This is a genomic window from Blautia sp. MSK17_66, from assembly GCF_020538025.1.
GTDB lineage: Bacteria > Bacillota > Clostridia > Lachnospirales > Lachnospiraceae > Blautia_A.
Map to the genome: position 1 here is coordinate 11,681 of NZ_JAJBNQ010000001.1, position 18,459 is coordinate 30,139.

Annotated in this window: 10 protein-coding genes and 1 other annotated feature; of the genes, 2 read left to right on the forward strand and 8 right to left on the reverse strand. The window is 41.5% G+C overall.

What is annotated here, in order from left to right; all coding sequences use genetic code 11:
* Positions 1-117 precede the first annotated feature (117 nt).
* From LIR34_RS00075 to rplJ, 7 genes are all read right to left on the reverse strand, one after another.
* A complete protein-coding gene (locus tag LIR34_RS00075) occupies positions 118-1,350 on the reverse strand; it encodes a hypothetical protein (RefSeq protein WP_173901631.1) in 1,233 nt (410 codons plus the stop codon).
* An 18-nt stretch (positions 1,351-1,368) separates the two neighbouring features.
* Positions 1,369-2,175: a PP2C family protein-serine/threonine phosphatase gene (locus tag LIR34_RS00080; protein WP_161285599.1), complete on the reverse strand. Its 807-nt coding sequence runs from the start codon at positions 2,173-2,175 to the stop codon at positions 1,369-1,371.
* A gap of 13 nt (positions 2,176-2,188) precedes the next feature.
* Positions 2,189-3,895 carry a serine/threonine protein kinase gene (locus LIR34_RS00085; protein ID WP_173901630.1) on the reverse strand — a complete coding sequence of 569 codons (1,707 nt, stop codon included), beginning with the start codon at positions 3,893-3,895 and terminating at the stop codon, positions 2,189-2,191.
* A 386-nt stretch (positions 3,896-4,281) separates the two neighbouring features.
* Entirely contained in the window at positions 4,282-7,980 is a 3,699-nt protein-coding gene (rpoC, locus tag LIR34_RS00090) for a DNA-directed RNA polymerase subunit beta' (RefSeq protein ID WP_173901629.1), read from the reverse strand.
* A gap of 17 nt (positions 7,981-7,997) precedes the next feature.
* The gene (gene rpoB, locus LIR34_RS00095; protein ID WP_161285602.1) at positions 7,998-11,846 is read right to left on the reverse strand and encodes a DNA-directed RNA polymerase subunit beta; all 3,849 of its coding nucleotides are present in this window, start codon (positions 11,844-11,846) and stop codon (positions 7,998-8,000) included.
* A gap of 201 nt (positions 11,847-12,047) precedes the next feature.
* Positions 12,048-12,422, reverse strand: a complete 375-nt coding sequence (gene rplL, locus LIR34_RS00100) for a 50S ribosomal protein L7/L12 (RefSeq protein WP_161285603.1) — start codon at positions 12,420-12,422, stop codon at positions 12,048-12,050.
* A gap of 109 nt (positions 12,423-12,531) precedes the next feature.
* A complete protein-coding gene (gene rplJ / locus LIR34_RS00105) occupies positions 12,532-13,044 on the reverse strand; it encodes a 50S ribosomal protein L10 (RefSeq protein ID WP_161285604.1) in 513 nt (170 codons plus the stop codon).
* A 36-nt stretch (positions 13,045-13,080) separates the two neighbouring features.
* Positions 13,081-13,218 (reverse strand) — a sequence feature (ribosomal protein L10 leader region).
* Between the two features lie 518 nt (positions 13,219-13,736).
* Between rplJ and LIR34_RS00110 the strand changes: the two genes are divergently transcribed.
* Positions 13,737-15,482, forward strand: a complete 1,746-nt coding sequence (locus tag LIR34_RS00110; protein WP_244092135.1) for a CDP-glycerol glycerophosphotransferase family protein — start codon at positions 13,737-13,739, stop codon at positions 15,480-15,482.
* Between the two features lie 57 nt (positions 15,483-15,539).
* On the opposite strand, the gene LIR34_RS00115 is transcribed toward LIR34_RS00110, so the two are convergent.
* Positions 15,540-16,652 (reverse strand): acyltransferase family protein, encoded by a 1,113-nt coding sequence (locus LIR34_RS00115; protein WP_173901627.1) that lies wholly within the window; start codon positions 16,650-16,652, stop codon positions 15,540-15,542.
* 239 nt (positions 16,653-16,891) lie between these two features.
* On the opposite strand from LIR34_RS00115, the gene LIR34_RS00120 reads away from it, so the two are divergent.
* Positions 16,892-18,457 (forward strand): CDP-glycerol glycerophosphotransferase family protein, encoded by a 1,566-nt coding sequence (locus tag LIR34_RS00120; protein WP_173901626.1) that lies wholly within the window; start codon positions 16,892-16,894, stop codon positions 18,455-18,457.
* The last annotated feature ends 2 nt before the right edge of the window (positions 18,458-18,459 follow it).

Sequence of the window (18,459 nt, forward strand, 5' to 3'; positions counted from 1 at the left end):
CAACAAAAAAACAGCGTTCTTATTGCACGCTTGCTCATTATATCCTGTAAAAATACGGCTGTCAAGGTATTTTACATGATTTTTTCTTTTTATTTATGAATTTCTGATTATTACTTTTTACAAATTCTCTCCGTCCTTATCCTCATAGGACATCTCCCAAATGTCAGCAAAAACTGCCAGCGGACAATCTGTCAGAAGACACATTAGAAGAAAGCATTCGTATGGATTTACAATATAAATCTCACTCATTCCACACTTGTGAAGAATCTTCTGTATCTCCTCCAGAAAATGATGATATCTGTTGTATGGATCATCATCCTGCATCTCCTGCGATACAATAAAAAACTCAAGTGTTATCAGATCAAAACGTTCAACCGGAAATTTATGATTCATGATACTGTTTATTCTCTGACGGCTGAATCTTTTCTGGCTGAAATGTTTTGCCAGAATGGAAGCCGACATCTTTTTTAGGTTTCCCATTTTATTTACCGGAATTCCGCTGCAGATAACTTTTTCCACATCAGAGTCTGTAATATCAGAAATATTCCACACTTTATTGCGATCTTTCTCCGCCTCATCGCCCTGATACATTCTGGCAATGATTTCCTTGGCATGGGTCAGAAGACGTACAAATTCCTGGAAGGCCTGACTTTTCTCTGACATTGGATCATCTGCTCCGACCTTTACATATGCCAGATACTTCAGAAGCTTTTCCTCGTTGTCCAATATCAGTGTACCTGAGTATACATTGGATGCATCCGTATAATCCGGATCAGGTTCCAGTCTCTCATAAGCTTTCTTAAATTCCTCTGCTTTATGGTATCCAAGCTGCATGGTATAGCAATACCAGTAGATCACCTCATCCGGATTATGGAAATCAAAATCCTGCTCTCTCAGCACTCTTGTCAGAAAATCAGAGACATCCTCGGCACTCATGCGAAGTCCAAATCCCAGCAGAAATACAGTTTCTCTCTTGACAGAAGCCTGTGTCAGCCAGTTATTCACAAGAGAGGTCAACTTCGTAGAAATTGGATTCATTGATTTCGGCGTGCAGGTTTCATGAAAGGATTCAATCACAATATCCCTGTATATCTCTTGCGTTACTTCATTATAAGGCTCTTCCAGTCCTGAACGTTCGTAAATATAACGTTTCAGATGATCCCCAAAAGATACCAGCTCCATTTCTTTATAAAGATAATGGAAAATAACATCTGCATCCTCATCCTCAAAGCCATCCAGACTGACCACCTGTCGGAATCGCTGTGCAGCTTTTCGTGTAAATTCAAAGTCTTTGACCGAATCAAAAGCAACTGTCTGCTCAAAATCCAGATCCTGCATACGATTTTTCATAGTCTGTCACCTTCATAATTATAAAAAATAATTCAATAATTTTCCAAACAGGCTTTTTTCCTGTTCCACAAGTTCACAGAGTATCACTGTAATATTATCTCTGCCGCCTTTTATAAGAGCCCTTTCAACAAGAAGCTCTACTGTTTCAGATACGGAAATTTCTCTGGTAAGAATGTCTGCAATCTCCCCATCCGAAAGCATATCCGTGATACCATCTGAACAGATCAGATAACGCGTCCCTATTTCTGCTTTTTGCGGCACAATCGTTGGTTCAAGTCCCATGCTTTCTTCCGGAATACCAAGATACTGCGTCAACGGGGGCTTTCCAAACCTTCCGCCCCCAAGCACATGATCGAGCGAAAGCTGCCCCAGTTTTCCCTCTGGCGAAATCTTATAAATACGGCTGTCCCCCAGATTACATGAGTATACATTCTCTTTCCCAAAGGCCAGCATAGCCGCTGTAGTCCCCATGCTGTTTATCTTGTTTTCCTTCCCATAATGACATACTGCATGGTTCATTATACTGCATAGTCCGTTCATAAACTGTTCCGGATCTTCTGAAAGTTCCTTCTTTTTTTCTTTATAATACTGTCCACAGCTTTCTGCAGCAAGAAATGCCGCCATTTCACCACAGCTCTCTCCGCCCATCCCGTCAAATACGGCCAGGAGCGGTAAGTCTGCCTGTTTTATATGCCCGCTGCAGACATGACTCATTCCCTTATTTTCTGAATCAAGGCTTTCACCACAGCACCAGAAATTGTCCTCATTATTATTACGTACCTTACCAATATGGCACGTATATGCATATTCAATCTGATACGCCATAGTCCTTCCTTTCTCAGGATGCAGATGTACTGTCGTCAGAAAGATTCAGTTGGGTTTTATACTCATCTGCATAATCCCAGTATTTCTCTCCTCGTGTTACATACTCCTCACTGTCTGTCTCGTTATCATGACAACGGTTTTTATCATCGATCCATCGAATCAGTTTACCATCCTCATAATAATATCTGTCTATTTTCTGCTCTCCGTCCTTCAGGTCACTCATCGTATTATTGTCTGCCCATATGTAGGCAAAAAACAATTCATTATTCCAGTAATAATATTCCTGGTAATATCCATCCTGTGATAAAGATGGATAGATCAGAATCTTCATTACCTGCCAGCTTCCATCATCCTTCTGCCGCAAATAACTGATTTTTCCCTCGTCTTCTGATCCGATCCAGCTGTAATCATTCAGATTATCGCTGATTTCTGTTGCCTGTGACTGAATTTTTTCCAATGTTTCCTGTAACTGCTTATTTTCTGCACTCTGCACAGTCTCTGTAACCGACTGTTTTAATTTCTGCAGTTCCGCATTTTCTTTCAGAAGCCAGATAAAAACGCTCACAACAATACAGACTGCTATCACCATAATGACGGCAGCCGCAAAAAGTGGCTCAAACTTCTTCTTTCTTTTGGTCGATTTCCTGTTTTTTGAAGAATACTCCCCATGTATCCTTGCTTTCGGATCTGTTCGTTTTAGTACTCTCGTACCCTCCGGTTCTTCTTCCTGTTCCGGAAAAATTTTCCCGGATCCTTCAAAATCCGGTGTAATCGCAGGCTTTCGGATTTCCTGCATTTCCGGTTGTCCCGGATACAAAATCTGCTCCAATGCCATTCGAAATTCTTCCGCACTTTCATAACGATCATGACGATCATACGCGCAGGCTTTAAGAATTACTTCTGCAAAAGCCTCCCCTGCTTCTGCCGGCACAGGCAGTTTTTCTCCTGCCATCCTTCTATTTAGTGCCTCTTCCTTGTCTCTGTAAGTTATCAGCTGCTTCTTAAGGCTGATAAAAGGAAGCCGATTATGATTTCTTAATTTATAAAGTACAATTCCAAGAGAATATATATCTACTCGTGCGTCATACGCCTCTCCCCTGTACATCTCCGGTGCCATATAAGAAAATGTACCCTTCTTCGATAACCCACTCATTGTCCGATCCAGTTCTCTGGCAATTCCAAAATCTCCCAATTTAAACTCCCCAAATCGGGAGACAAAAATATTCTCTGGCTTAATATCTCTGTGAATGATATTCTGACACTGGCAGTATTCCAGTGCCTTACACAAATCAATTCCTAAATGTATCACGTCTTCTTCTGTCAATGCACGTCCCGCACAATAGTCCAGAAAACTGGTAAGATATTCCATACGGATATAAATATCCCATCCTATATCATCCAGATATTCCATTACTTTATAATCTTCCACAGAAACCACATGAGAATTGCCACGAAAATATTCCATTGTATTCACTTCCTGAATACATTCTTCTACGAGGCTGTAAAAATATTCCTTCACCGACTGCTCATCCGGATTTTCCGAGCGAACACTGCTCAATTCTCCGGCATTCGAAGGAATTGTAATAACTTTGATCGCAGAATAAAAGGTTTTTCCCTGCTCTGTACGTCTGGCTTTATACACCTTTCCGAAAGAGCCCTCTCCGATCTTCTCTACGATCTTCCATTCCGGCCATGCAGAAACCGGAAGTTGTTTGTCCATCTATCCTCCCCTCCTCTCCTTTCGTAATACATTCTTAACTGTTCAGTACCCTCACGGTTACGAGTCAAAATGCATTCCAAGTCATCTCGCGAGATACTGCCTTCTGAACAGTTATATATAATCTATATTTATCTGCAATGTAATTTCAAATTTAATTTGTAACTCTCCAATACCTTCTTAGTGGCTGCTGAACAGTTACTTTATTTCAATCAAAAAGTCTATTTTTTAAAACTTCCCTCAGGAAGTGCTATTAGTATAGCATGTCCACTCGTGTATGTCTGTAGTTTTCGCTTTTCTTTCTTCTTTTTTCATATAATCTTTATATTTAAAAAAAGAAGCCCCAGATTTACTTCTGTCATAAATCTGGAACTTCTTTTGTTTTTTATTTATTTTTCTGTAGAGTCTGTGTCATCAAACAGGATTTCATCATCAGAAACATCCTCATCTGCTTCTTCTTCCATAGTCAGCATTTCTTCATCCTCTGGAAGTTCATCTGCCGGCTCTTCTTCTGCAACAGGAGTTTCCTCCGGCATTCCGGTATCCAGCTGGATATCTCTGTAACGTTTCAGACCTGTACCTGCAGGAATCAGTTTACCAATGATAACATTTTCCTTCAGACCTACCAGGTGGTCAACCTTACCTTTGATAGCAGCTTCTGTCAGGACTTTTGTTGTTTCCTGGAAAGATGCTGCTGACAGGAAGGAATCTGTTGCCAGAGATGCTTTGGTAATACCAAGCATGATCTGCTTTCCTTCTGCCGGTGTCTTGCCTTCTTTTTCAAGTTTTTCATTAACTTCTTCAAATTCAAGGACATCAACAAGTGTACCTGGAAGGAATTCTGTATCTCCGTTTTCTTCGATACGAATCTTCTTCAGCATCTGGCGAACCAGCACCTCGATATGCTTATCACTGATTTCTACACCCTGGAGACGATATACTCGCTGAACCTCACGGAGCATATAATCCTGAACCGCACGAACACCCTTGATTCTCAGGATATCATGTGGATTTACACTACCTTCTGTCAGTTCATCACCGGCCTCCAGTACCTGTCCGTCTGTAATCTTGATACGAGATCCATAAGGAATCAGATAAGTCTTGGAATCTCCGTCCTCCGGATTGGTAACAATGATCTCACGTTTTTTCTTGGTATCATTGATAACTGCAACACCAGGGATCTCTGTAATGATAGCAAGACCTTTCGGTTTTCTTGCCTCAAAAAGCTCCTCAACTCGAGGAAGACCCTGTGTGATATCTCCACCGGCTACACCACCACTATGGAATGTACGCATGGTAAGCTGTGTACCAGGCTCACCGATAGACTGTGCTGCAATAATACCAACAGATTCACCAACCTGAACAGCTTCACCAGTTGCCATGTTTGCACCATAACATTTAGCGCAGACACCAACCTTGCACTTACAGCTAAGGATCGTACGGATCTTAACTTCTTCAATCGGGTCACCGGCTGCATTTACGCCTTCACTCATGATACGGGCAGCACGTTTTGGTGTGATCATATGGTTTGCCTTAACAAGAACTTCTCCATCTTTGTTTGTGATGGTCTCACAGGAGAAACGTCCTGTAATACGTTCCTGAAGATTTTCGATCTCTTCTTTACCATCCATGAATCCTTTGACATACATACCGGAGATTTCTTCTCGATTCTCACAGCAGTCTGTTTCACGAACGATAAGTTCCTGAGATACGTCAACCATTCGTCTGGTCAGATAACCAGAGTCAGCGGTACGAAGAGCGGTATCGGACATACCTTTACGAGCTCCATGTGCGGACATGAAGTATTCCAGTACTTCAAGACCTTCACGGAAGTTTGACTTGATCGGGAGCTCGATAGTGTGACCGGTTGTATCCGCCATCAGACCTCGCATACCTGCAAGCTGTTTGATCTGTTTATCGGAACCACGGGCACCAGAGTCAGCCATCATAAAGATGTTGTTGTATTTATCGAGACCATTCAGAAGTGCTTTGGTAAGCTCATCATCTGTCTTCTTCCATGTCTCAACAACTTCTTTGTAACGCTCTTCTTCTGTAATAAGACCACGCTTATAGTTCTTTGTGATCTTGTCAACGATATCCTGTGCATTCTGGATCATCTCAGGCTTCTGAGGCGGCACAGTCATATCAGAAATGGATACTGTCATAGCTGCACGGGTAGAATATTTATAACCCATTGCCTTGATAGCGTCAAGAACCTCAGCAGTCTTGGTAGCTCCGTGAGTGTTGATGACTTTTTCAAGGATCTGTTTCAGCTGTTTTTTACCTACCAGGAAATCAACTTCCGGAAGAAGTTCATTGCCCGGAATACTTCTGTTTACATATCCAAGATCCTGCGGAATGATCTCGTTGAACAGGAAACGTCCAAGTGTAGATTCTACAGTTCCTGTCAGTTCGCTTCCATCCGGCATTGTTTTTGTGCAGCGCACATGGATTCTGGACTGTAAGGTGATAACTTTATTCTCATAAGCAAGAATTGCTTCATTTATGCTCTTGAAGAATTTGCCTTCTCCTGGATTTCCCGGTCTCTCCTGTGTCAGATAGTAGATACCAAGGACCATATCCTGTGAAGGAACGGCTACCGGACCACCATCTGAAGGTTTCAGAAGGTTGTTTGGTGAAAGCAGGAGGAAACGGCACTCTGCCTGAGCTTCCTGAGAAAGCGGAAGATGAACAGCCATCTGGTCACCATCGAAGTCTGCGTTGAACGCGGTACAAACGAGTGGATGAAGTTTGATAGCTTTACCTTCTACAAGGATCGGCTCAAATGCCTGGATACCCAGACGATGCAGTGTAGGTGCACGGTTCAGCATAACCGGATGCTCTTTGATAACCTCTTCCAGTACATCCCATACCTCTGGCTGAAGTTTCTCTACCATTTTCTTGGCATTTTTGATGTTGTGAGAAGTTCCGTTTGCAACCAGTTCTTTCATAACGAAAGGTTTGAAAAGCTCAATTGCCATCTCTTTCGGAAGACCACACTGATAAATCTTCAGTTCCGGTCCAACGACGATAACAGAACGTCCTGAATAGTCAACTCGTTTACCAAGGAGGTTCTGACGAAAACGTCCGGATTTACCTTTCAGCATATCAGAGAGGGATTTAAGGGCTCTGTTTCCAGGTCCTGTTACCGGACGGCCACGACGACCATTGTCGATCAGTGCATCTACAGCTTCCTGGAGCATACGCTTCTCATTACGAACGATAATGTCCGGTGCTCCCAGCTCAAGAAGACGTTTCAGACGGTTATTACGGTTGATAATTCTTCTGTACAGATCGTTAAGGTCAGAAGTTGCAAAACGACCCCCATCCAGCTGTACCATAGGACGCAGATCTGGAGGAATAACCGGGATTGCAGTCATGATCATCCATTCCGGACGGTTTCCAGACTCACGGAAAGATTCTACAACTTCCAGTCTTTTGATGATTCTGGCACGTTTCTGTCCAGTTGCATCTACCAGTTCTGTTTTGAGTTCCTCAGCATCTTTCTCAAGATCAATTGCTTTCAGAAGTTCCATGATGGATTCTGCACCCATTCCAACACGGAAATTATATCCATATGCTTCACGGGCATCCTGATATTCTTTCTCAGTGAGGACCTGTTTGTACTGCAGCTTGGAATCTGCCGGATCCAGTACAATATAGTTAGCAAAATATAAAACTTTTTCCAATGTTCTCGGAGACAGATCAAGGATCAGTCCCATACGGGACGGAATACCCTTGAAATACCAGATATGGGATACCGGAGCTGCAAGCTCAATATGTCCCATACGCTCTCTTCGGACAGAAGATTTCGTAACTTCTACGCCACATCGATCGCAGACAACGCCTTTATAGCGAATTTTTTTGTATTTACCACAATGGCACTCCCAGTCCTTGCTTGGTCCGAAAATTCTTTCACAGAAAAGACCATCTTTCTCTGGTTTCAGAGTACGATAGTTGATAGTCTCAGGTTTTGTTACCTCACCTCTGGACCATTCTCTGATCTTCTCAGGGGACGCCAGTCCAATCTTGATGGCATCGAAAGTCATTGGCTGATATGTTTCATTGGTAGCTGTTGTTTCTGCCATGTATTCTTTCCCCTTTCTTACTTGTCGTCATCATCATCGTAGGAATCGTCGAAGTCAAGAAACTCTTCTTCGTCCTCATCCTCTTCTACATCTACAAGTTCTTCGCCTTCGAATTCCTGTTTGGTATAACCATGTTTACCAAAGGATTCCTCTTCTCTGCGATGTCTGCTGTCGCCTTCAATTACAGAACGAAGATCTGTATCACCATAATCTACAGTTTCCAGAAGGTGTACTTCTGTATTGTCATCTTTAAGAACTTTGACATCAAGACCCAGAGACTGAAGTTCTTTAAGAAGTACCTTGAAGGATTCCGGAATACCCGGCTCAGGGATGTTGTCTCCCTTGATAATTGCTTCATAGGTCTTCACACGTCCTACAACATCATCGGACTTCACTGTCAGAATCTCCTGAAGTGTGTAAGAAGCACCATATGCCTCCAGAGCCCAAACCTCCATCTCTCCAAAACGCTGTCCACCGAACTGAGCTTTACCACCCAGAGGCTGCTGTGTTACGAGAGAGTATGGACCTGTTGAACGTGCATGAATCTTATCATCTACCAGATGGTGCAGTTTCAGATAGTGCATGTGACCGATTGTTACGCGTCCGTCGAAGTACTCACCGGTACGTCCATCACGAAGCTGAACCTTACCATCTCTGGAAATCGGAACACCTTTCCACAGATCTCTGTGATCTTTGTGTTCATCAAGATATTCCATAACATCAGGAGCAAGTGTATCCTGATATTTTGCACGGAATTCTTCGAAATCTTCAATATTTACATAATCGTTTGCCAGTTCCAGAGTATCCTGAATATCAATTTCGCTCGCACCGTCAAATACAGGTGTTGCAACATTAAATCCGAGTGCTCTGGCTGCAAGACTTAAGTGGATTTCCAGGACCTGTCCGATATTCATACGTGAAGGTACGCCCAGAGGGTTCAGTACGATATCCAGCGGACGTCCGTTTGGAAGGAATGGCATATCCTCAACCGGAAGTACACGGGAAACAACACCCTTGTTACCATGACGACCAGCCATTTTATCCCCAACAGAAATCTTACGTTTCTGAGCAATATAAATACGAACTGACTGATTTACTCCTGGAGACAGTTCATCACCGTTCTCTCTTGTAAATACTTTGGCATCTACAACAATACCATATTCTCCATGAGGAACCTTGAGGGAAGTATCACGAACTTCTCTTGCTTTCTCACCGAAAATTGCACGCAGAAGACGTTCTTCTGCAGTCAGTTCCGTTTCTCCCTTAGGAGTAACTTTACCAACCAGGATATCACCGGCACGAACTTCTGCACCGATACGGATAATACCACGTTCATCCAGATCTTTCAGTGCATCATCACCGACACCCGGAACATCTCTTGTGATCTCTTCCGGTCCCAGTTTGGTATCTCTTGCTTCTGCTTCATACTCTTCCATATGAATAGAAGTATATACATCGTTCTGTACCAGTCTCTCACTTAACAGAACGGCATCCTCGTAGTTATAACCTTCCCAGGTCATGAAACCGATCAGCGGGTTTTTACCGAGAGCCAGTTCACCGTTTGCAGTAGAAGGACCATCAGCGATAACCTGTCCTGCCTCTACATGCTCACCCTGGAATACGATTGGTTTCTGATTATAGCAGTTACTCTGGTTACTGCGAAGGAATTTGGTAAGATGATAATCATCTTTTGTTCCATCATCATTCTTGATACTGATATCTGTAGAGGTAGAACGAAGAACAGTACCGGACTTCTTAGCTACAACACAAACACCAGAGTCAACAGCAGTTTTGGTTTCCATACCAGTTCCAACAACAGGTGCCTCTGTTGTAAGAAGCGGAACGGCCTGACGCTGCATGTTTGATCCCATCAGCGCACGGTTAGCATCGTCGTTCTGCAGGAAAGGAATCAGTGCAGTAGCGACGGAGAATACCATCTTAGGAGATACGTCCATGTAATCAAACATATGTCTCTCATATTCCTGCGTTTCTTCACGGAAACGACCGGACACATTTCTGTGAATGAAGTGACCTTCTTCATCCAGCGGCTCATTCGCCTGTGCTACATGGTAATTATCTTCTTCATCTGCTGTCATATAAACAACATCATCTGTTACGACCGGCTCGGCCGGATTTGTTTTGTCAATTCTGCGGTATGGTGCCTCAATGAAACCATACTGATTGATTCTTGCATAAGATGCAAGAGAGTTGATCAGACCGATGTTAGGACCTTCAGGAGTCTCGATTGGGCACATACGGCCATAGTGAGAATAATGGACATCTCGTACCTCGAATCCGGCTCTGTCTCGTGACAGACCGCCAGGTCCCAGTGCAGAAAGACGTCTCTTATGTGTCAGCTCACCAAGAGGGTTGTTCTGATCCATGAACTGTGACAGCTGAGAAGATCCAAAGAACTCCTTAACCGCTGCAGTTACAGGTTTAATATTGATCAGGGACTGTGGAGAAATATTCTCTGTGTCCTGAGTTGTCATACGCTCACGTACAACTCTTTCCAGTCTGGAAAGACCGATACGATACTGGTTCTGAAGAAGTTCTCCTACAGAACGGATACGACGGTTGCCCAGATGATCGATATCATCATCGTTACCGATTCCATATTCCAGATGCATATTATAGTTGATAGATGCAAAGATATCTTCTTTTGTGATATGCTTCGGAATAAGATCATGGATATCTCTGACAATTGCAGCCTTGATATCCTCAAGATTATCATTCTCTTCCAGAATTTTCTCAAGAACAGGATAGTATACTAATTCTGTAACACCCAGTTCCTTTGGATCACAGTCAACATACGCTGCAAGATCTACCATCATATTAGAAAGAACTTTGATCTTACGTTCTTCTCCCTGAATCCATACATATGGAACGGCAGCGTTCTGAATCTGATCTGCAAGTTCAATTGTAATGTTGGCACCTTCTTCTGCCAGAATCTCTCCTGTAGACGGATCTACAACAGCCTCTGCCAGCTTGTGACCTGCAATACGCTTATTAAAATGAAGTTTCTTATTAAATTTATAACGTCCGACCTTGGCAAGATCATATCTTCTAGGGTCAAAGAACATAGCCATGATAAGGCTCTCTGCACTGTCTACTGCCAGCGGCTCGCCTGGACGGATCTTCTTATAGAGTTCCAGAAGACCTTCCTGATAGTTTGTGGAAGTATCCTTTGCAAAGCTTGCAAGGATCTTTGGCTCTTCACCAAACAAATCAACGATTTCTGCATTGCTGCCGACACCAAGGGCACGAATCAGCACAGTGATCGGAACCTTTCTGGTCCTGTCCACACGCACATAGAAGATATCGTTGGAATCCGTTTCATATTCCAGCCATGCTCCTCTGTTGGGGATAACGGTACTGGAAAACAGTCTCTTACCGATCTTATCATGTGCAATTGCATAATAGATACCAGGGGAACGCACCAACTGGCTGACAATAACACGTTCTGCACCATTAATAACGAAAGTACCTGTCTCTGTCATTAACGGAAGATCTCCCATGAAGATCTCGTGTTCGTTGATTTCCTCTGTTTCTTTATTTATCAGTCGTACGCGAACCTTCAAAGGTGCCGCGTAAGTTACGTCACGTTCTTTGCACTGCTCAATGTTATATTTCGCATCTTTTGCATCGTACGTGAAATCGATGAATTCCAGGCTGAACTTTCCGCCATAATCCGCGATCGGAGAAATATCATCAAACACTTCTTTGAGGCCCTCATCGAGAAACCACTTATAGGAATCTTTCTGGACTTCAATCAAATTCGGCATTTCCAGAACTTCTTTTTGTCTCTGGTAGCTCATGCGCATGCTTTTTCCAGTTTTTACAGAACGAATTCTGTTTTTTTCCATTGACGTTTCACCCCTGTTTTTTTATTTATTTTATAACACGACCCTGTTTACGGTTTGAGATAAACAGGCATATCTTGCCATAATATAGCATTCTTCACTATAGCATAGCAATTTTATGCTGTCAACAACTTTTTTAATTTTTTACACAAAAATTTAGGGACACCATCAGGTGTCCCCGCATCACTTATTTCTTTAACAGAATTATTTAAGAGTAACCTTAGCACCTTCTGCTTCAAGTTTTGCTTTGATGTCTTCAGCTTCTGCTTTAGATGCGCCTTCTTTAAGAGCTTTCGGAGCACCGTCAACTACTGCTTTAGCTTCTTTCAGTCCAAGTCCGGTAACTTCACGAACAACTTTGATAACTTTAACTTTGTTCGGTCCAACTTCTGTCAGTTCTACGTCGAACTCATCTTTCTCTTCTGCTGCTTCAGCACCTGCTCCAGCTGCTGCTACTACAACACCTGCTGCTGCGGATACACCGAATTCTTCTTCGCAAGCTTTTACGAGTTCATTTAATTCTAATACAGATAATTCTTTGATTGCTGCAATAAATTCTTCTGTTGTTAATTTTGCCATTTTAATTTCCTCCATTTATTAGATTTTATTATTTTAGGATTCGCAGTTTCTGTATACTGCGAATTACGCTACGCTTCGTCTGCGTACCGTAAATCTGATGAATTCAGATTTACTCTGCTGCTGCCTCTGTATCAGCACCACCCTGTGCCTCTGCGATCTGGTTAAGCACACGAGCGAAGTTTGTGATAGGAGACTGGATGCTTCCAAGAAGTTTTCCAAGAAGTTCTTCTCTGGACGGAACCTGGGACAGAGCCTGGATTCCAGCCTGATCGTTGTAGTTTCCTTCAACTACACCTGCGATCAGTTCAAGAGCCGGGAACTGTTTTGCATATTTAGCAAGGATTCTTGCCGGTGCTGTAGCATCTGTATCGGAAATAGCCAGAGCGTTTGTTCCTTCCAGATGTGGGCAAAGGCTTTCACATGCTGTTCCTGCAAAAGCACGGTTCATCATAGTGTTTTTGTAAACTTTGTAATGAACACCAGCTTCTCTTAATTCCTTACGCAGAATTGTATCCTGTTCAACTGTAAGACCACTGTAGTTAACAAGAACTACTGCCTGTGCGTCTTTAATGCTGTTTGCGATTTCTTCTACGATTGGTTGTTTCAGTTCTACTTTTGCCATAAATGGTACACCTCCTTATAGATTTTGATATACCGCCGCGTCATAAAAAAAGCCTTACTGCATAACGACAGTAAGGTCTCATGTAATCTTATATAGAATACTAAGTCCTCGGTAGGCGTTTTAATCCTTATGCCTTACGGCACCTACTGTCTTCGGCAGCGTTCTGTAAGAGAATATCATATCATTTTTTATATGTCAAGTGTTTTTTTAATATTTTGTCTTTCAAAAAATGTTTAATTTTTATTAATTTTATGTTATGATTATGTTACTTACAAAAAAAAAACAACACTGCTTCCGTCTGCCCTGTATTTGAAAGTGTAGCCGGAGCTATTTTATATGGAGGAATTATGAAACTTAAATCACATACATCCGATTCATCTTTTTCCTGGATCAAGAACAGCATCTCTGTCAGCGTTTCCGATCTTTCATCTGCAGAGATTGTTTTAAAGTTCAGTGATTTTTCTGTAACCGCTTTTTCTTCTTTCAGTTTCCTTGCACGTGATCCTGAAACCAAAGAAGAAGTTTCCGTTCCTTTTATCCAGCTTAGTCCTGATACTTTCCGGCTAAATCTGTCCGTTTTTCATGAATTTATTTGTTTTAAAAAGAATCATACACTTATTCTCACCTTAAACTGCATAACTTCCGACAATCAAAAACTTTTATATTCTCTGCATCCTGACAGAAATTTAAATATGGACTATCATATTTTCATCAACGATATTTATTTCCCGGAGGATACTTCTCCCGAACCTAATGAATATATCGGCATACTTACCGCAGGATTCGACAATCTTCTTATTATAAGGTTATGCTCACGAAAATTTTTTATGGAAAATCTTCTGATCTGTGCCTATCATAAACTCAAGATCACCCACGGAATCCTCAAAGTATCTTTTGATCTTGAACAGAGCAGACACAAATATATAAAAACCGGACTTTTTTTCCGCAGTAAGCTTGCAGAAGACGCTGCAGTTTACGATTTTACCACCGAAAATATAAAATCTCATCAGAACCTTCAGCGAATAAGTATTTCTCTCGACCTGCGTTCTGTTGAATGGAAAAGTCTGTACTGGGATATTTTCGTCCTGGTTCAAAATGCAGACACCGGGAAAATTTCTCAAATTCCGATTTATATGACTGCATGGCAAAGAATACAGCAAAAATTTCTTTCCACTCTCTCTTACAAGACAGCTGATAACTTTTATTTCTTCCCATACTATACAAGCAAACGTACTCTTGCATTTACTAATCGCCAGCGGGAAAAATACGATGGAATGGACATTGTCTTTAAGGAATTTTTGTCTGTTTTTCTTTATCGGATCGCCAAACCTTACTGGAAACGTAAACATATCTGTCTGGTCTGTGAGAAATTCTCTTCCATGGCACAGGATAACGGATATTATTTCTTTAAACACTGCATGGAACAAAACGAAGAAGCTTTTCTTAATAAAAAAATCTACTATATTATAACCAAAGATTCTCCGGATCGTTCCAAAGTAGAGCCTTATAAGAACCGACTTCTGAATTTCATGTCCATCCGGCACATGATCTACCTGCTTGCAGCCGACCTTATTGTAAGCTCCGATTCCAGATACCATACGTATGCCATGCAGTCCCGACACAGTATTTTTAACCGCTATATCAAAAAAATACCATTTGTGTTCCTCCAGCATGGTGTCATTGCCCTGAAACGCGTTGACAATTTCTATGGGAAAGGCAAAAAAGGTGGCTGTAATCTCTTTGTTGTCTCTACGAACAAAGAAAAACAGACCATTATCGACAATTTTGAATATGAACCGGACGAAGTTATCAATACTGGTCTCCCTCGCTGGGATGTACTTAAGGATAAGTCTCAGGGAAAACGTGAGATTCTGATCATGCCTACCTGGAGAAACTGGCTCGATTCTGTACCAGATAAAGATTTTGAAGAAAGTGACTATTTCCGCCACTATATGGGACTTCTGAATTCCGTCCGTCTGAATAATATCCTGGAAAAATATGACCTTGAGATCAATTTTTACCTGCATGCAAAATTTCAGGAATACGCAGACAACTTTAAATCTATCAGCCGCCGCATACATCTGATCTCCTTTGGCGAAGTTGCTGTAAATGAAATGCTGATGCGATGTCGTATGCTTATCACAGATTATTCCAGTGTATGCTGGGACATTTTGTATCAGGATAAACCAAGTATTTTCTATCAGTTTGATATTGAGAAATACAATGAAGCTCATGGAAGCTATATCGATATGGAGACAGAACTCTTCGGCGACAGGGCTTCAACGGAAGCACAGCTTCTGGATCTTCTGGAAGAAACTGTGCAGAACGATTTCCACCTGAAGCCAAAATATGAAAAAATGCGCAGGGAATATCTACAGTTCAAGGATAACAGCCACAGTAAACATATCTGTGAAGAAATCAAGAAAAAATTTCATTGAAATTAATAAAACGCAGTATGAAATCTGATCTGCCTCAGATTCCGTACTGCGTTTTTCTTATAAATTCCGATCTGCAAAACCAAGAATCCTCTTTGTAATCCATGCAGAAAACTGATCAAAATGTATTAACTTCTGCACAAAGCCAAGCATGACTGAAATTGCAAGACTGCTCAGCAGTATAAACAGCCATATAACTGCCACATGTCCAAGTGAATATGTGAAATCCTTACACCATACTGCTCTTATAAACGTATGGATATAAAAAATGTTCGCAGAATGTTTTCCTATAAACTCCAAGATCTGGCGGATCCCAGGAATCTCAATCACAAACTCATATGACATATAAACGATCAGCACCGGTATCGTACCATTAAGTACGAACTCAAAATGATCCGTTCCCCATTTCATATTAAACATCTTACAAAGGACATATAATATACCCGTACACAAAATAAGCTTCAGAATTTTATTCAAGAATCTGTTCTTTACAATGCGAAATCCCTTGAGCCGTTCCAGAACGTTCTGATCTGCAAAGCAGACTGCCAGCGGAGCTACAAATAAATATTTTGTGAGATGTACGTGCTTCTCCAGCATAAAGCTTCCGACAAGCAGAAACATAAAAACCATCAGCCATCCATATCTTTTATAAAATCTGACCAGAAACGGCATAAAGAAAATCAGCAGAATCTCAAGACTTAAATACCACCAGGTATTGATCTGCATCTGTGTTCCAAAAAGATGGCTCAGACCAAGAAAATCCATTCCTGCATTGATCAGATTGATTGAAAAGCCATCGCTGTAACGAGAAGTATTCGTCAAATATGTGACTCCCATACAGAACAAAAACGGTATGGTAAAAGAGAGGACAAGCTTCACATAACGTTTCAGCACAAACAAAGTTGCCTCATGCCCTGTAAATTCATAATCCTGATACTGAGCTTTCATTGACAAAGTAAGACCATATACCGACATAAAAGCAAAAATTCCCACACATTGGACCATCACACGGCAGATTGCCATGGCAGTTGTCTCTGACAATGGCCAGAAGCTTACCGGATAGCCATAGAGCCTGCTTTTTATTGAAAATCCATGATATAAAATCAGAAATATAATTGCAATTCCTTTCACCGCAGCCGTATTTGCTTTGGTAAACTTTAATTTTCTCTCCATCTGTTCTTCCTCATCATTTTTCTGTTATCACTGAATATCATTCTATCTCACTTTCTTATCCATTGTCAATGGAAGGTACTGTCTTGCAAATTAACCGTCTGTTTTGTATAATTTTTGTAACTGTTCAGTACCCTCACAGTCACGAGTCAAAATGCATTCCAAAACACCTCGCGGAATACTACCTTCTGAATAGTTACTAATTTTTTTCAATTAAAATTCACATGACAGGGAGTTTTTTCATGGAACACATATTATATGTCACTCATATTAAAATAAATAAAACTCAGCTATATCTTACGATTCAGCTTCCAAAACCTGACCTGAAACTTCGGGCAGAACTTTATTATCAGAATTCTTCACAGGATTTCCATCATCCTCTCAGGTGTATTTCCAGGACTTCCCAGAAACTGATTTTCCAGATGGATGTTTCTGTTCTGGAAAATGGTGAAAATGACTGGGATCTGCTGATTCGTTCCGATAAGACTTCAGAATCCTGGACGGTAATTCTCGGTGCCAGACTGCGTACACAGCTCATCCTCGGAAACTATTGTATTTCCCAAAATGGCTGTCTGTTTTTCCCTATGGGAAGCACAGGACATCGTTTCATCCTTCGAAGCCGTCCTCTGCGCTCCTGTGACAGCCCGAGTTTTCATTTTAAAGAACTTCTGGCTTTCGGGCTTGGCAAATTGCTGCATCCATTCTGGAAAAAGCGCCATATCTGGCTTATTTATGAAAAATACTGTGTCTCCGCTCAGGATAACGGCTTTTATTTTTTTCAGTACTGTATGAAATACCTTCCAGAGAAAGAACGAAAAAACATTTTCTTCATACTGGATAAATCTTCTCCTCAATGGAAGGATACCCGTAAATATCATTCCAATGTTATTCCTTTTTTAAGTTTCCGACACCTTCTGTATCTGATCACATCCGAATTATATGTTGCATCAGATAGCCGGCTTCATGCATTCGTCTGGAAACCTATGCCAAATCTGATTTCCCGGGAGATCAATAAACACGATATCTATTTCCTCCAGCATGGTGTGCTGGCACTGAAACGGGTGGAAAATCTTTTTGGAGCTAAAGGTGCAAGTTCCATGACATATTTTACTGCTTCTTCCGAAATGGAAAAATCCATCATTGAAGAGAATTTCGGTTATAAGCCCGAACAGATTCCTGTAACCGGACTCAGCCGCTGGGATGTTTTAAAAGATAAATCAGATCCTGCACATCCCTCCATCCTTGTCATGCCTACATGGAGAAGCTGGCTGGAGGACCAGAGTGATGAATTTTTCTGTCAGAGCCAATATTACCAGGAATATACAGCTCTTCTCAACGATCCGGAGCTTCAGAAGTTTTTGCACAGTTCCCATACGGAACTGATCTTTTATATTCATCCTAAACTCCGGGAATATATCTCCTCTTTCCATACAGAAGATTCTCAGATCAGGCTGATCCCATTTGGAAGTGTACCGCTTAATCAGCTTATCATGAAATGCTCCATGTTGATCACGGACTACTCCAGTGTGTCATGGGATGCATATTATCTGGGCAAACCAATTCTCTTTTATCAGTTTGATCTGGAGAAATACAACGAAACCTGCGGAAGCTATATCGATATGGAGAAGGATCTTTTTGGTGAACGCTGCACGACAAGAACAGCTCTACTTCAGAAAATTTCCGAATATGCGAAAAATGGTTTCAAAGAAAAGCCGCAGTACGCAGATATGAGGAAAAACTATTTTGCCTATCATGACCATAACAATCGCAGACGAACCTACGAATTTATAAAAGACCGAGGCTATTAACA

Bases quoted from the DNA above. Each gene is read 5' to 3' on its own strand.
- LIR34_RS00075 (WP_173901631.1), bottom strand. From the start codon at position 1,350: ATGAAAAATCGTATGCAGGATCTGGATTTTGAGCAGACAGTTGCTTTT.
- LIR34_RS00080 (WP_161285599.1), bottom strand. From the start codon at position 2,175: ATGGCGTATCAGATTGAATATGCATATACGTGCCATATTGGTAAGGTA.
- LIR34_RS00085 (WP_173901630.1), bottom strand. From the start codon at position 3,895: ATGGACAAACAACTTCCGGTTTCTGCATGGCCGGAATGGAAGATCGTA.
- rpoC (WP_173901629.1), bottom strand. From the start codon at position 7,980: ATGGCAGAAACAACAGCTACCAATGAAACATATCAGCCAATGACTTTC.
- rpoB (WP_161285602.1), bottom strand. From the start codon at position 11,846: ATGGAAAAAAACAGAATTCGTTCTGTAAAAACTGGAAAAAGCATGCGC.
- rplL (WP_161285603.1), bottom strand. From the start codon at position 12,422: ATGGCAAAATTAACAACAGAAGAATTTATTGCAGCAATCAAAGAATTA.
- rplJ (WP_161285604.1), bottom strand. From the start codon at position 13,044: ATGGCAAAAGTAGAACTGAAACAACCAATCGTAGAAGAAATCGCAAAC.
- LIR34_RS00110 (WP_244092135.1), top strand. From the start codon at position 13,737: ATGGACTATCATATTTTCATCAACGATATTTATTTCCCGGAGGATACT.
- LIR34_RS00115 (WP_173901627.1), bottom strand. From the start codon at position 16,652: ATGGAGAGAAAATTAAAGTTTACCAAAGCAAATACGGCTGCGGTGAAA.
- LIR34_RS00120 (WP_173901626.1), top strand. From the start codon at position 16,892: ATGGAACACATATTATATGTCACTCATATTAAAATAAATAAAACTCAG.